12 protein-coding genes are annotated in these 14,689 nt (G+C 58.4%); 3 read left to right on the top strand and 9 right to left on the bottom strand.

All coding sequences use genetic code 11. The annotated features are described in order from the left end of the window. The first annotated feature begins 245 nt into the window (after positions 1-245). Positions 246-1,559 carry a glutamate/aspartate:proton symporter GltP gene (gltP, locus tag ACOTW6_RS17305; protein ID WP_047052227.1) on the top strand — a complete coding sequence of 438 codons (1,314 nt, stop codon included), beginning with the start codon at positions 246-248 and terminating at the stop codon, positions 1,557-1,559. A gap of 84 nt (positions 1,560-1,643) precedes the next feature. Here gltP and ACOTW6_RS17300 read toward each other — a convergent pair whose 3' ends face one another. The 3 genes from ACOTW6_RS17300 to fdhF form a co-directional block, all read right to left on the bottom strand. Next, complete coding sequence (locus tag ACOTW6_RS17300; RefSeq protein WP_213789380.1) at positions 1,644-2,318, bottom strand: tetratricopeptide repeat protein; 675 nt, start codon at positions 2,316-2,318, stop codon at positions 1,644-1,646. A gap of 121 nt (positions 2,319-2,439) precedes the next feature. Continuing rightward, entirely contained in the window at positions 2,440-2,592 is a 153-nt protein-coding gene (locus ACOTW6_RS17295) for a Hok/Gef family protein (RefSeq protein WP_213789381.1), read from the bottom strand. Positions 2,593-2,913: 321 nt separating this feature from the next. Further along, positions 2,914-5,061, bottom strand: a complete 2,148-nt coding sequence (gene fdhF, locus ACOTW6_RS17290) for a formate dehydrogenase subunit alpha (RefSeq protein ID WP_213789382.1) — start codon at positions 5,059-5,061, stop codon at positions 2,914-2,916. 256 nt (positions 5,062-5,317) lie between these two features. Between fdhF and ACOTW6_RS17285 the strand changes: the two genes are divergently transcribed. Beyond that, complete coding sequence (locus ACOTW6_RS17285) at positions 5,318-6,049, top strand: response regulator (protein WP_032104458.1); 732 nt, start codon at positions 5,318-5,320, stop codon at positions 6,047-6,049. Here the strand turns inward: ACOTW6_RS17285 and ACOTW6_RS17280 are convergent. From ACOTW6_RS17280 to ACOTW6_RS17255, 6 genes are all read right to left on the bottom strand, one after another. Beyond that, entirely contained in the window at positions 6,031-7,050 is a 1,020-nt protein-coding gene (locus ACOTW6_RS17280; protein ID WP_023295771.1) for a carbohydrate kinase family protein, read from the bottom strand. The genes ACOTW6_RS17285 and ACOTW6_RS17280 overlap by 19 nt on opposite strands. Next, entirely contained in the window at positions 7,050-7,910 is an 861-nt protein-coding gene (locus ACOTW6_RS17275) for a ketose 1,6-bisphosphate aldolase (protein ID WP_213789388.1), read from the bottom strand. Before ACOTW6_RS17275 ends, ACOTW6_RS17280 begins: the two co-directional genes overlap by 1 nt. A gap of 10 nt (positions 7,911-7,920) precedes the next feature. Then, entirely contained in the window at positions 7,921-8,607 is a 687-nt protein-coding gene (locus tag ACOTW6_RS17270) for a D-lyxose/D-mannose family sugar isomerase (RefSeq protein ID WP_047052233.1), read from the bottom strand. Positions 8,608-8,728: 121 nt separating this feature from the next. Continuing rightward, positions 8,729-9,670: an ABC transporter substrate-binding protein gene (locus ACOTW6_RS17265; protein WP_003860240.1), complete on the bottom strand. Its 942-nt coding sequence runs from the start codon at positions 9,668-9,670 to the stop codon at positions 8,729-8,731. A 28-nt stretch (positions 9,671-9,698) separates the two neighbouring features. Next, positions 9,699-10,694 carry an ABC transporter permease subunit gene (locus ACOTW6_RS17260; protein WP_006810448.1) on the bottom strand — a complete coding sequence of 332 codons (996 nt, stop codon included), beginning with the start codon at positions 10,692-10,694 and terminating at the stop codon, positions 9,699-9,701. A gap of 2 nt (positions 10,695-10,696) precedes the next feature. Next, positions 10,697-12,211 (bottom strand): sugar ABC transporter ATP-binding protein, encoded by a 1,515-nt coding sequence (locus ACOTW6_RS17255; RefSeq protein ID WP_003860238.1) that lies wholly within the window; start codon positions 12,209-12,211, stop codon positions 10,697-10,699. A gap of 181 nt (positions 12,212-12,392) precedes the next feature. On the opposite strand from ACOTW6_RS17255, the gene ACOTW6_RS17250 reads away from it, so the two are divergent. Further along, a complete protein-coding gene (locus tag ACOTW6_RS17250; protein ID WP_063133966.1) occupies positions 12,393-14,672 on the top strand; it encodes a hybrid sensor histidine kinase/response regulator in 2,280 nt (759 codons plus the stop codon). Positions 14,673-14,689: the final 17 nt, after the last annotated feature.

The raw sequence follows: 14,689 nt of genomic DNA, 5'->3' as shown, positions 1-14,689 counted from the left end.
AAGTGAAAATATTTTGTATAACAAACGGTTATTTATGCGAATTGCTATAAATTACCGTCAATGACGCTTTTTGCAGTGAAATGCCTTGTTCTTTAAGGCTTGCGCAGCATGCCGTGCAAATGATACTCATACGGCGCGTTAAAAAATCCCATAAACCAACGCAACACAATTCATACCCTTTCAGTATGTCTCCATATTCATGCAGTTTTGATGGTACGGAGATTTCATTGAGGAAGTCAGTTTCTATGAAAAATTTGAAAGTCAGCCTGGCCTGGCAGATCCTGCTGGCCCTTGTGCTGGGCATCTTGCTGGGCAGTTACCTCCATTATCATAGCGACAGCCGCGAGTGGCTGATTGCGAACCTTCTCTCGCCTGCGGGCGATATCTTTATTCATCTGATCAAGATGATTGTTGTGCCGATTGTGATCTCGACGCTGGTGGTCGGTATCGCGGGTGTCGGTGATGCGAAACAGTTAGGCCGTATCGGCGTTAAAACCATTCTCTATTTCGAAGTGATCACCACGGTTGCCATCGTACTTGGCATCACCCTGGCGAACGTGTTCCAGCCTGGTGCCGGGATCGATATGTCGCAGCTGGCGACGGTGGATATTTCGAAATACCAAAGCACAACCGCCGATGTGCAGAGCCATTCGCATGGGCTGATGGGGACTATCCTGTCGCTGGTGCCGACCAACATTATCGCGTCCATGGCGAAGGGCGAGATGCTGCCGATCATCTTCTTCTCGGTGCTGTTTGGTCTGGGGCTTTCTTCCCTGCCCGCGACGCACCGTGAACCGCTGGTCACCGTGTTCCGATCTATCTCCGAAACCATGTTCAAAGTCACCCATATGGTGATGCGCTATGCGCCGGTCGGGGTATTCGCGCTGATTGCAGTGACCGTGGCGAACTTCGGCTTTGCCTCACTGTGGCCGCTGGCGAAGCTGGTGATTCTGGTGCACTTCGCGATCCTGTTCTTCGCGCTGGTGGTGCTGGGCATTGTGGCGCGGCTGTGCGGCCTGAGCATCTGGATCCTGATCCGCATCCTGAAGGATGAGCTGATTCTGGCGTACTCCACGGCAAGCTCCGAGAGCGTACTGCCGCGTATCATTGAGAAGATGGAGGCCTACGGTGCGCCGGCGTCCATTACCAGCTTCGTAGTGCCAACGGGTTACTCCTTTAACCTGGATGGTTCGACGCTGTATCAGAGTATTGCGGCGATCTTTATTGCGCAGCTGTACGGCATTGACCTGTCGCTGTGGCAGGAGATCGTGCTGGTTCTGACGCTGATGGTGACGTCCAAAGGCATCGCAGGCGTGCCGGGCGTCTCCTTCGTGGTGCTGCTGGCGACGCTGGGCAGCGTCGGTATTCCGCTGGAAGGGCTTGCATTTATTGCCGGTGTGGACCGAATCCTCGACATGGCGCGTACCGCGCTGAACGTGGTGGGTAATGCCCTGGCGGTGCTGGTTATCTCCAAGTGGGAACACAAGTTCGACCGTAAAAAAGCGCTGGCGTATGAACGCGAGGTGCTGGGTCGTTTTGATAAGACGGCTGACCAGTGATGTAAAAATGCCGGGTGGCGGCTTCGCCTTACCCGGCCTACATAAGCCGTAGGCCCGGTAAGCGCAGCGCCACCGGGCAACAACTTATTCCCCGCTCAACGCATCAAACTCTTCACACCCGGTATCAAACCCTTCGGTACAGCTCAGGTTTAACCAGTAAAGCGCTTTCTGCTTATTCGGTGTGATAAAGCCTTTCTCACCCTGCCTGAACAGCATTCCTGCCCAGTACTCCGCATAGCCCGTCCGGGACAGAGCCGAACTGCGCTTGAACCACGACGCGGCCTGCACGTCATCCTGAGGAACTTCAACGCCGTTGGCATAGATCAGCCCCAGCAGCTGTTGCGCGTCTACCGCCGAGTCGCTATCGATGTCTTCGGTTGCCGATTGCAGCAGTGCGATGGCCTGCGGGTAGTCGGTTTTGCCCGCCTGCGTGTTCACCAGCACCCGCGCCAGCATGATTGCGCCGCGTTTGCTGCCCGCAATGTTTGCCTGCTGGGCCAGGGCTTTGGCCTGAGCATAGTCGCCCTGCGAAAAGTGGATTTGCGACAGCAGCGCCATGGCGTCGACATCACCGCCCTTCGCCGCTTTTTCCGCCCACAGCGCCGCCTGCGCGCTGTCGCCGGAACTGAACCAGGTATCGGCAAGATAATACTGCGCGCGCGCATCGCCCGCTTCAGCCTGCTTTTTATACTGGCTGCCTATCTCATCGGCATGGGCTAACGCGGTTAAAAATAACAACATCAGAAAAAGGGTTTTCATGGATTCTTATCATCTGGGTACACGCCGCGCAGTATAATCGCGGCGACAGAAGAAAAAAACGGGTGCGTTAAGACCTCAGCATCCCACAAGCCGGGCGGAACACGCGTTCCGCCCGAAGAGGTTAGCATGCGTTACAGGCTAATTTCGCCGCCACCTCCTGATGTTCACTCTTTATTGAAAACTCGCAGAGCTTATCGCGAGTAATAAAGGTAAAGATCACTATCGTCAGGCAAATAATAAAGACGATGCCTAACGTAGTTTTTAATGGCGTCATGCCTTTTACTCCTTGTGAAAAAAAGAATAAGAGGCTACTCTCAACCTGTTGGTTGTTGAGGGGTAGCCTCGGGTAAATGCAAATTTCCCGGGGCTTTCCACTTTCTGTCCCTCAACAATGCTCAAGACAGAAAGTCTAAAGCACCCGCCGCATATCTTATCTCGCTGAATTAAAATGCAAAGATGTAATTAATTTTCGCGCAAATTACATTTTTTCTGCGAGACGCCTTCAGAAATATATATAGATGTAATTAATAGCGATGCCATAAATAATAATGGGGTGAATATCTCACCCCATTTAGTCAGCGATTAATTAACGGCTTCATCCCATTGCGCTTTCGCGCAGGCGGGCTTTCAGCTTGTTATATTCGTCGATCACATACTGTTCCGCAGCGTGTTGATCCGCTATTGGCTCCACGTTTACGGCGCAGTATTTATACTCCGGCGTTTTGGTTATCGGGCTTAAGTTCTCCGTCACCAGCTCGTTACAGGCGCCAATCCACCACTGGTAGGTCATGTAGACTGCCCCTTTGTTCGGACGGTCGCTGACCTGCGCGCGGGTAATGATGCGGCCTTTACGCGAGTTCACCCACACCAGCGCTTCATCTTCAATACCGAGCCGTTCGGCATCGGCGGTGTTGATTTGCGCGTAGCCCGGTTCATCCGCCAGCGCCGCCAGCGCGGCGCAGTTGCCGGTCATGGAGCGGCAGGAGTAGTGGCCCACTTCACGCACGGTGGAGAGCACCATTGGATACTCGTCGGTGAGCTTATCAATCGGCGCGACCCAGTCGCAGGTGAAGAACTGCGCCAGCCCGTTCGGGGTGTCGAACTTCTCTTTAAAGAGGTATGACGTCCCCTGATCGGATTCTGACTCATCCCGGCACGGCCACTGGATGTAGCCCAGCTCACCCATTTTTTCATAGGTTGCCCCATAAAAGTCCGGGCACAGATGCCGCAACTCGTCCCAGATCTCCTGGGTGTTGTTGTAGTGCATCGGGTAGCCCATGCGGGTGGCGATTTCGCTGATGATCTGCCAGTCCGTTTTCAGATCCCACTTCGGCTCGACGGCCTTGAAGAAGCGCTGGAAGCCGCGGTCTGCCGCCGTATAGACACCTTCATGCTCGCCCCAGGAGGTCGACGGCAAAATCACATCCGCCGCCGCCGCGGTTTTGGTCATAAAGATATCCTGGACAATCACCAGCTCCAGATCCTCAAAGCCTTTGCGCACCGCAGACAGTTCGGCGTCGGTCTGGAGCGGATCTTCACCCATGATGTAGGCCGCACGCACTTCACCGTGCGCCGCGCGGTGCGGCAGCTCGCTGATGCGATACCCGGTGTGTGCCGGCAGACTTTCCACGCCCCAGGCCTTCGCAAACTTCTCGCGGTTTTCCGGGAATTTGACGTACTGGTAGCCCGGATAGGTGTCCGGCAGCGCGCCCATATCACACGCACCCTGCACGTTATTCTGACCACGCACCGGGTTCACGCCCACATGCGCTTTACCCAGATTGCCGGTCAGCATGGCGAGGCTGGTGAGCGAGCGCACGGTTTCCACGCCCTGGTAGAACTGGGTCACGCCCATACCCCACAGAATGGCGGCGGTTTTCGCTCCGGCGTACATCCGCGCCGCCTGGCGGATCTCCTGTGCGCTGACGCCGGTGATCGCCTCTACTGAATCCGGCGTATAGCCTTCGACAATCTTGCGATACTCTTCAAACCCTTCCGTACGGCTCGCGACAAACGCTTGGTCGTAGAGGTTCTCCTCAATAATGACGTGCCCCATCGCATTCAACAGCGCGATGTTCGAGCCGTTTTTCAGTGCGATGTGCATATCCGCAATGCGCGCGGTTTCAATTTTGCGCGGATCGCAGACGATGATTTTCGCCCCGTTCTGTTTGGCGCGAATAACGTGATTCGCGACGATAGGGTGAGAATCCGCCGGGTTATAGCCGAAGATGAACACCAGATCGGTGTTATCTATCTCATTGATGGCATTACTCATTGCGCCGTTACCGACCGACTGGTGCAGACCTGCAACCGATGGGCCGTGTCAGACGCGAGCGCAGCAGTCGACGTTATTGGTACCAATAACGGCGCGCGCGAATTTTTGCATCACATAGTTGGTTTCATTCCCGGTTCCGCGTGAGGAGCCGGTGGTCTGAATCGCATCCGGGCCATACTTGGCCTTGATGGCGCTGAGGCGCGTGGCGACGTAATCCAGCGCTTCATTCCAGGAGACGGCTTCCAGCTTGCCGCCGCGCTCGCGACGGATCATAGGGGTTTTCAGGCGCGGGGTGAGGATTTGGGTATCGTTAATAAAATCCCAGCCGTAGTACCCTTTCAGGCACAGCGTGCCCTGATTGGTTTTACCCTGCGCCGCTTCCGCCCGGACGATTTTGCCGTTATCGACCACCAGGTGGATCTTGCAACCTGAGGCACAATAAGGGCAAACCGTGACGACTTTTTTCATCACTTTGCTCCAGTTAAACAGTTCTTACCTGCCCAATATGCAGCTTCTATGCCATGTTTTTACTATGGGTATTTCCTGACTTTACGACCCTTTGCGGGGCAAAACCCTGACGAAAAACAGCCAATCGTCAAAATTGACGTGTCGAAAGGGCAGGGGATGTGACATGGATTGAATTTCCGTCACGTAAAAAACAATTCGGCTGGAGCCAGCGGCAGAATGGTTCAGACTTAACATAATTCCCTGACGGAAGCATGCGATGAAACCGGCGATTCTGGTGGTTGATGATGATGTCGCAGTCTGCGAACTGCTACAGGATGTGCTCAGCGAGCACGTCTTTACCGTGCTGACGTGTCACACCGGTCAGGACGCGGTGAACCGTGTCCAGCAGGACCCCGGCATTGCGCTGGTTCTGCTGGACATGATGCTGCCGGATATCAACGGATTACAGGTTTTGCTGCAACTGCAAAAGCAGCGACCATCGCTACCGGTGGTGATGCTGACGGGGCTGGGAAGTGAATCAGATGTGGTCGTCGGGCTGGAAATGGGCGCTGATGATTACATCGGAAAACCGTTCAATCCGCGCGTGGTGGTCGCCCGCGTTAAGGCGGTGCTGCGTCGTACCGGCGCGCTGGACGCGGAGCCTGCCGCGCCGCGCGTTGAAGGTATTGCCTTTAACGGCTGGACGCTGGACACCACCCGCTGCGAGCTGAGCGATCCGCAGCGTAATACCGTGCCGTTAACCCAGGGCGAATACGGCCTGCTGCTGGCATTAACGCAAAACGCCCGCCGGGTACTGAGCCGTGAACAGCTGCTGGAGCTGACCCACAGCGAAAGCGCCGAGGTCTTTGACCGCACTATCGACGTGTTGATCATGCGGCTGCGGCGAAAAATTGAGGTCAATCCGCACCAGCCTTTGCTGATCAAAACCATTCGCGGTCTGGGCTATGTTTTTGCCACTGACGTTTCCCATCATGAGAAAGCCGCCTGACCGTTCTCCTGAATAAACGCCTGAAGCTCGGCCAGCGTTTTCGCGCCGTCAATCGCATTGGCCGCCAGCAGGCTGGCCCGCGCGCAGGCGTGCGCCAGATAAATACTCTCGGTAAGCGACAGCGATTCATGGCAACCGTATAAAAAGCCTGCGCAAAACGCGTCGCCCGCACCGACGCTGCCGATAATCTCGTCCTGCGTCAGCTTCCACGAAGGAACCCATTGCCCTTTTTCACCCGGCGCTTCACCCCATGCCCCTTCCGGACAGTGGATCACTACCCGCTGCCGCACGCCTGCCGCCAGCAACTGTGCGGCAGCGTCGGCGATATGGACCATGTTCAGCGCACCATGACCGTCGCGGATCTCAAGCCCGCTAAACTCACCGGCTTCCAGCTCGTTAATCACCAGATAATCAAGATGACGCAGGGCAGGGAGCACCAGCGGCTGATAGCGCGGATCGCCCTTGCGGGAGACCAGATCGAGCGAGGTTTCATACCCCTGATCGCGCATCTGTGCCAGTAACCGCGCGCTGCGGGTGCCAAACTCCTCGTCCGGCATGTCCAGGCTGTCGAGCAGCAGCAGATAGCCGAGATGGAAGATCTTCAGCGATCCGTCTAAACGATCGAAGGCGGGAAGATCCAGCAGGCGGTTGGCCCCCGGCGAGTGAAAAAAGGTGCGCTGTCCGCTGGGGTCGGTCATCACCTGCGACATCGACGTTGGGGCGAACGTCGTGCGCTGCACGCGCTGGCGATTGACGTGATACTGGTCGAGCATCGCCAGAATATAGTCTCCGTCGCTGTCTTCTCCAATCAGCCCCACCGCCTGTAACGGCAGGCCAACGTGCATTTTCGCCAGCGTCAGCAGAACGTTGAGCGGCGCACCGCCGGTTGAGCGTTCACTGTGGGTGATTTCCGCCAGCCAGCCGCGCTCCGGCCACTGCACGATCTGGTGAACGTGATCCACCAGCATGTTGCCTGCGGCGATAATCCCTTTGCGTTCCATTATGCCTGCCCCGCGCTGCCGAAGATGCGCATCTGCTCCGCGACCGTATCGGTAATGGCCTCTTCAATGCCCAGCAGTAGTTCGGCAAATTCATCGTACAGCGGCTGGCGGTTTGCCATGCGCTGCTCAACGGCGGCGAGCGCGGCCTGCGACATGCCGGTATAGAAGTTGATTTTATGAATGCCCAGCTCGATGGCGCGGCGGAAATCAGCATCGCTGATGCCAGAGCCGCCGTGAAACACCAGCGGCAGGCCCGTCTGCTGGCGAATGGCGTCCAGACGGGGGAAATCAAGCTTCGGCTCGCCCTTGTATTTGCCGTGCGCGTTGCCAATGGCGACCGCCAGCGCATCGATGCCGGTTGAATCGACAAACTCGCGCGCCAGGTGCGGGTCGGTAAAGAACGCTTCGTCCGCATGCCCGTACAGCGCGCCGCCTTCATCTCCGCCGACTGCGCCCAGCTCCGCCTCCACCGAGACGCCCACCGCGTGGCACATCTTCACCACTTCCCGGGTCTGGCGGATATTTTCCTCATAGCTCAGCGTCGAGCCGTCGAACATCACCGAGCTGAACCCTAAGCGCAGGGCGCGCACCACCGCCTCAAAATGCAGGCCGTGGTCGAGGTTAAGCACCACGGGAATATCGTGACGGGCGGCTTCGAACTTCACCGCTTCCACCAGTGACTCCAGAGACACGTACTTAAAATGCACTTCCGCGATGTTGATGATAAACGGCGAACGTTCCTGCTTCGCGGCGGCAAACAGCGCGCGCAGAAAATGGGAGTCGAGAACGTTGAACGCGCCCAGGGCGTAGCGGTGTTCTCTGGCGTGTGCCAGACCGTCGGCAAGAGAAATCAATGGCATCATTCACTCCTTATATCCGAAACAGGGTGTACTCGTTGCACAGCACCAGCACCGCCGGTTCGTCTTCTTCGATGGTGTTGTAGCGGTCAATGGGCTGTAAAAAGTGGTTGTCGTGTTCATCGTCATTGACCGACGACACTTCGCCCACCAGCACGTCGCCAAAGCCGCGTTCGCCCCAGAAACTGTGGTACAGGCCGGGCGTCAGGCAGATGCTCTCTCCTGGCGTGAGGCGCAGCTGGCTACCGGGCGCGTGCGTCTGCCGACAACCGTCTATCGTGACGATCACGTCGGTGTTTTCGGTCTCTTCATGCGCGCCCGCATTCCATAACTCAATAATCAGATTCCCGCCGCCGCGGTTGATGATGTCCTCCCGCTTGCGCCAGTGGAAATGCATCGGCGTCACCTGGCCGTCGCGGACGTGCATGATTTTTTCGGCATAGCACTTTTCATAAGGCACGCCGTTGGGGGAGCCGTTGCGCAGGGTGAACAGCGTCAGCCCCTGTGCGGCAAAATTGTTACCGCCAAACGCCGTCACGTCCCAGCCGAGCCTGAGGTCAAACACCTCCTGCCAGGCGGCCTGGTCAAGCTGCTGCCATTTTGTCGGCGGAAAGCTGGCAAACGGCGGGAGATGCACGTCGTGCATGGAGAAGAACTGCCGCGTGTGGCCGAGGATTTCATTGATGTCGGAGCGTTTCATGGGAACTCCTTGCGTTTTTTGCCGCCCCCTCACCCCGGCCCTCTCCCTCAAGGGAGAGGGGGAGTAAGTTCCCTCTCCCCGTGGGAGAGGGTTAGGGTGAGGGCATCAGGCCGCACCGGGGTTACTTAACCGTCCACCCCTTATACGTGCCGACGTTCTTTTTATCGATCATCGTCACCGGGATCAGCACAGGCTCTTTCGGCGCAGGTTTGCCCTGAAGAATGTCATAGCCGATCTCCACCGCCTTCGCCGCCATCACCTGCGGATCCTGCGCCGGCGTCGCCACAAACAGGGAGTTTTCGCGCTTCAGGGCTTCTTCACCGTCCGGGCTGCCATCCACGCCAACGATAAAGAATTCATTGCGTTGCGCCTGTTTCGCTGCCAGATCGGCGCCGATCGCCGTCGGATCGTTAATTGCGAATACGCCGTCGATCTTCGGATTGGCCGCCAGCAGGGAGGTCATGACCTCCAGTCCGCCTTCGCGGCTGCCTTTGGCGTTCTGATTATCCGAAAGTACTTTGATATCCGGGTGGCGCCTGAACTCGGTCTGGCAGCCCTCCACGCGGTTTTGTACCGCAGAAACCGGCGGCCCGTTGATGATCACCACGTTGCCTTTACCTTTCAGGCGGTCGGTTATGTACTTACAGGCCATCTCCCCCGCCTGGGTGTTATCAGAGGTGATGGTGGCATCGGCCCCTTCCGCCGCCACGTCAACCGCCACGACCACGATCCCCGCCTCTTTGGCGCGTTTTACCGCCGGGCCGATCCCTTTAGAATCCGCAGCGTTGAGGATGATCATGTCCACTTTCGCGGCAATGAAGTTGTCGATCTGCGACACCTGCTGGCCCAGATCGTACCCGCTGGAGACCAGCGTCACCTTGACGTTATCCCCCGCCAGCTTGCGCGCTTCCAGCTCGGCGCCTTTGGTGATCTGCACGAAGAACGGGTTAGCCAGGTCGCCCACCGTCACGCCGATGGACTTCAGATCTTTTGCCTGCGCAAACGGGGTTGCGGCCAGCAGCGCGCCAGCACAGAGCGCGGTCACTAAGGGCTTCAATCTCATGCTGTATTCCTCACGTAGGGTATTGTTGTTATGCACTTTGATGGTGTCGGGTACGGTATTTGTCGATCAGCACCGCTATGATGATCACCGCCCCTTTGATCACCAGCTGCCAGAAGTAAGAGACGCCCATCAGCGTCATGCCGTTGTTGAGGGTGGCGATAATCAGCGCGCCGACCAGCGTGCCGGTGATCGTGCCGATCCCGCCGACGAAGCTGGTGCCGCCGAGGATCACCGCCGCAATCGCATCCAGCTCGTACCCCGTGCCGAGGTTGCCGTTGGCGCTGTAGAGGCGCGAGGCGCTCATCACGCCGCCTAATCCCGAGAGCAGGCCGCTCATGCCGTAGACAAACAGCAGCACCAGCCAGACCTTGATGCCGGTTAAGCGTGCCGCCTGCATATTGCCGCCGACCGCATAGATGTGAACGCCGAGGGTTGTGCGACGCAGAATAAACCAGCACACCACAATCACCGCCAGGGCGATCACCACCAGCCACGGTACGGGACCAAGATAGTTATTACCGATCCACTCGAAGCTGATGTTGGAGTTAATGACCGTCGTGCCGTCCGCCAGCAGGTAGGCCGCGCCGCGCAGTGCCGTATAGGTGCCGAGGGTGACGATAAACGGCGGCAGCCCGGCAAAGGCCACCAGCGCGCCGTTGAACAGCCCCAGCACCATGCCGAGCATCAGCGCCGCCGGAATGGAGAGCATCGCAAATTCAGGGATAAGCGAGACCACCATCGCCGCTACCGCCGTAGTACCCAGAATCGAGCCCACGGAGAGGTCAATCCCGCCGGTCAGGATGATGAAGGTCATCCCCGCCGCCAGCACGATGTTGATCGACGCCTGCCGGGTAATATTGAGCAGGTTACTTTCGGTGAAGAAGTTTGGGGCGATAAAGCCAAATACCGCCACAATCAGGATTAAAATTGGCAAAATGCCGATCGTTTGCATCAGATCGCTCATCAGCATTTTTTTGGCGGAGGCGGATTTCGCCACCTGCTGCGGATGGGTTGGAGTTGTCATAATTACACCGCCTGATGATGTGTGTCGTTCACGCCGGTTGCCAGCGTCATGATGTTTTCCTGAGAGATGTCGCGTCCGTGGAGTTCACCCGCGATGCTGCCTTCCCGCATCACGTACACCCGGTCGCTCATGCCCACCACTTCCGGCAGCTCGCTGGAGATCATCAGAATCGCCACCCCTTTGCGCGCCATCTGGTTCATGATGCGGTAGATCTCGCTTTTCGCGCCGACGTCCACCCCGCGCGTGGGCTCGTCCAGAATCAGAATGCGCGGGCCTATTGCCACCCAGCGGGAGATCAGCAGCTTTTGCTGGTTGCCGCCGGAGAGCCCGCCCGCGCGCACCTGAGAATGCGGCACGCGGATATTGAGCAGGGCGATGGCGTCATCGGAAATAGACTGCGCTTTTTTGCGGTTCAGCCAGCCGAAGGTGGCGTCGCGCTCCAGCGTCGCCATGGTGATGTTCTCCTGCGCCGCCAGCTCCAGAAACAGCCCCTGCTCCTTGCGGTTCTCGGTAAGAAAACCGATGCCGTTCTCAATGGCCGCGCGCGGGGAGTGGATCACCACCGGTTCGCCGTCCACCTCAATCATGCCGCCGGTGGCTTTGCGCACGCCGAAGATCAGCTGCGCCAGCTCAGAACGCCCGGCGCCGACCAGCCCTGCCAGCCCGACGATTTCACCGGAGCGCACCTGCAAACTGCACGGCTGCACTTTTTTGCCATCCGTGAGGTGGTGCACGTTCAGACGCGGGCTGCCGAGCGGAATATCGCGCTCTTTGTTAAACAGATCGCTGAGCGGACGGCCCACCATCATGCGCACCAGCTCGGAGGCGTTGAGCTTGTCGCGCGTCAGGCTGCCGACGTACTGCCCGTCGCGCAGGACGCTGACGCGATCGGAAAGCTCATACACTTCCGCCATGCGGTGGCTGATGTAGATAATCGCCATCCCTTCATCGCGCAGGCGCAAAATCAGTTCGAACAGACGGTGGGTTTCGCGCGAGGAGAGGGCGGCGGTGGGTTCATCCATCACCAGAATGCGGCTGTTGCGGTGCAGGGCGCGGGCGATCTCCACCTGCTGTTGCTCGGCGATGGTCAGCTTCATGACCAGGTCGGTGGCGCTGAACTGCGCGCCCAGTCGGTCAATGACCGCCTGCGCCTGGGCAGCCATCTCTTTGCGCTGGACCAGCCCGCCGCGCGACAGCTCGCTGCCGAGAAAAATGTTTTCCGCCACGGTCAGGTTAGGAGCAAGCTGCATCTCCTGATAAATCAGGGTAATGCCTGCGGCCAGCGCATCCTTCGGCCCTTTGATGTGAAACGGCTGACCGTCGATGAGGATGTCGCCGCTGCTGGCGGTATAGGCGCCTGCGAGGATCTTCATCAGCGTGCTTTTTCCGGCGCCGTTTTCCCCCATCAGCGCGTGGATCTCACCGGGGAAAACCGTCAAATCCACGCCCTTGAGCGCGTGGAAATTGCCAAACGTCTTGGCAATGTGGCGCATCTCTAAAACCGGGGTTCTGCTCATGGCGGATCTCCTGTGAATGTCGATATCTGCACTTCATCACAGGCGCGTAAATGCAAAATGTCAGAAGCTGTTCATATTTGTCATAGTTATGAATAGCTAATCGCCATCACATTTTCCTTTTCCCTCTCCCTGTGGGAGAGGGCCAGGGTGAGGGCACCAAACCGCAGAGGAGCCCAAACCCATGTCTTCACGCCCCCCGTTCTTCACCAGCGCCCGCGGTCGCCTGCTGATATTTAACCTGCTGGTGGTGGCGGTAACGCTGATGGTCAGCGGCGTGGCGGTGCTCGGCTTTCGTCATGCCAGTCAGATCCAGGAGCAGGTGCAGCAGCAAACGCTGGATGACATGACCGGCAGCATGAACCTCGCGCGTGATACCGCGAATGTGGCGACGGCGGCGGTGCGGCTGTCGCAGGTGGTCGGTGCGCTGGAGTACAAAGGCGAAGCTGAACGGCTGAAACAGACGCAGATGGCGCTGCGCCACTCGCTGGAGCAGCTTGCCGATGCGCCGCTGGCGCAGCAGGAGCCGGCGCTGGTGGCGCGTATTATCCGCAGGAGCAATGAGTTACAGCAGAGCGTGACGGGAATGCTGGAGCGCGGGCAAAAACGGCATCTGGAGCGTAACGCGCTGCTCAGCGCGCTGTATCAAAGCCAAAGCTACCTGCGTCATTTGCAGGATATCAACCGCCGTTACGCGAGCAATGTGCCAGACGCCCGGCAGCTTGCAGAGATGGACAGGCTGATCGTTGCCGCCATTGATACCCCTTCACCGCGCGCCACGGTGCAGCAGCTGGATGCAGTAACCGCGATGTTACCCGCGAGCGCCCTGCAACCGGTGGCTAACCTTGTGCTCCCGGATTTTAATGATGAGCTGCGCAAGCTCGCGCCACTGTCAAAGCAGCTGGAGGAGAGCGATCTGTCCATCAGCTGGTATATGTTCCACATCAAGGCGCTGGTGGCGATATTAAACCGCGACATCAATCAGTACGTTGAACAGGTGGCGCAGGCCTCCCGGCTGCGTACCGCTCAAAGCCACCAGGAGCTGCGCTCCATCAGCGTGTTTATCAGCGTCTTCGCGGTGCTGGCGCTGATCATCACCGGCTGCGCCTGCTGGTATATTTACCGCAATCTGGGCTCCAACCTGACGGCTATCTCAAGGGCAATGTCGCGCCTCGCTCACGGCGAGCAGGATGTGTCGGTGCCCGCGCTACAGCGGCGTGATGAGCTGGGGGAACTGGCGCGCGCGTTTAACGTTTTTGCCCGCAATACCGCTTCGCTGGAGCACACCACGCGGCTACTGAAGGAGAAGACCTCGCAGATGGAGGTCGACCGCATCGAACGTCAGGGGCTGGAGGAGGCGCTGCTGCACAGCCAGAAAATGAAGGCGGTCGGGCAACTGACGGGCGGGCTGGCGCATGATTTTAATAACCTGCTGGCGGTGATTATCGGCAGTCTGGAGCTGACCGATTCAGCGTCACCGGACGCGCCGCGCATCACTCGTGCGCTCAAAGCCGCGGAACGCGGGGCCATGCTCACCCAGCGTCTGCTGGCCTTCTCGCGCAAGCAATCCCTGCAACCCCATGCGGTAGAGATGAAGCCGCTGCTGGAGAACCTGAGCGAGCTGATGCGGCACTCGCTTCCCGCCACGCTGACGCTGGATATTGAAGCGCAAACCCCCGCCTGGCCCGCATGGATTGACGTCAGCCAGCTGGAAAACGCCATTATCAACCTGGTGATGAACGCCCGTGATGCAATGGAGGGGCAAAACGGTGTGATTAAAATCCGCACCTGGAACCAGCGTGTGACCCGCAGCGACGGGCGCAGGCAGGATATGGTCGCGCTGGAGGTGATTGACCACGGCTGCGGGATGTCGCAGGAGGTGAAATCGCAGGTCTTTGAACCGTTCTTCACCACCAAACAGACCGGCAGCGGCAGCGGGTTAGGGCTGTCGATGGTGTACGGCTTTGTGCGTCAGTCCGGGGGGCGCGTTGAGATCGAAAGCGCGCCGGGGCAGGGAACCACCGTGCGGCTCCAGTTGCCGCGCTCGACGCTGCCTGCGTTCTCCGATGATGCCGCGCTGGCGACCACGGCCCCGGCAGAAAGTGAGCTGCTTGTGCTGGTCCTGGAAGATGAGGCGGGCGTGCGGCAGACCCTGTGCGAGCAACTGCACCAGCTTGGCTACCTGACGCTTGAAGCCGAAAACGGCGAGCAGGCGCTGAACATGCTGGACGCGTCGCCGGATATCGGCATGTTTATCAGCGACCTGATGTTGCCGGGCGGCCTGAGCGGTGCAGAGGTGATCGGCCATGTACGCAGCCACTATCCGCAGTTGCCGGTGCTGCTGATCAGCGGGCAGGATTTGCGCCCGGCGCATAACCCGCAGCTGCCGGACGTTCAGTTACTGCGAAAACCGTTCACCCGCGCACAGCTGGCGCAGGCGCTGCGCAAGGTGATGGTAATTTGAGATTCCTCCGCTACTCC

The sequence above is a fragment of the Enterobacter cloacae complex sp. IR5403 genome, from assembly GCF_049238705.1.
In the GTDB taxonomy this organism is placed as follows: domain Bacteria; phylum Pseudomonadota; class Gammaproteobacteria; order Enterobacterales; family Enterobacteriaceae; genus Enterobacter; species Enterobacter hormaechei_C.
This window is presented reverse-complemented; position numbering and strand designations above follow the sequence as displayed.

Bases quoted from the DNA above. Each gene is read 5' to 3' on its own strand.
- ACOTW6_RS17295 (WP_213789381.1), bottom strand. From the start codon at position 2,592: ATGACGCCATTAAAAACTACGTTAGGCATCGTCTTTATTATTTGCCTG.
- ACOTW6_RS17270 (WP_047052233.1), bottom strand. From the start codon at position 8,607: ATGAAACGCTCCGACATCAATGAAATCCTCGGCCACACGCGGCAGTTC.
- ACOTW6_RS17260 (WP_006810448.1), bottom strand. From the start codon at position 10,694: ATGACAACTCCAACCCATCCGCAGCAGGTGGCGAAATCCGCCTCCGCC.
- ACOTW6_RS17255 (WP_003860238.1), bottom strand. From the start codon at position 12,211: ATGAGCAGAACCCCGGTTTTAGAGATGCGCCACATTGCCAAGACGTTT.
- ACOTW6_RS17265 (WP_003860240.1), bottom strand. From the start codon at position 9,670: ATGAGATTGAAGCCCTTAGTGACCGCGCTCTGTGCTGGCGCGCTGCTG.
- ACOTW6_RS17250 (WP_063133966.1), top strand. From the start codon at position 12,393: ATGTCTTCACGCCCCCCGTTCTTCACCAGCGCCCGCGGTCGCCTGCTG.
- ACOTW6_RS17285 (WP_032104458.1), top strand. From the start codon at position 5,318: ATGAAACCGGCGATTCTGGTGGTTGATGATGATGTCGCAGTCTGCGAA.
- ACOTW6_RS17275 (WP_213789388.1), bottom strand. From the start codon at position 7,910: ATGCCATTGATTTCTCTTGCCGACGGTCTGGCACACGCCAGAGAACAC.
- ACOTW6_RS17300 (WP_213789380.1), bottom strand. From the start codon at position 2,318: ATGAAAACCCTTTTTCTGATGTTGTTATTTTTAACCGCGTTAGCCCAT.
- gltP (WP_047052227.1), top strand. From the start codon at position 246: ATGAAAAATTTGAAAGTCAGCCTGGCCTGGCAGATCCTGCTGGCCCTT.
- ACOTW6_RS17280 (WP_023295771.1), bottom strand. From the start codon at position 7,050: ATGGAACGCAAAGGGATTATCGCCGCAGGCAACATGCTGGTGGATCAC.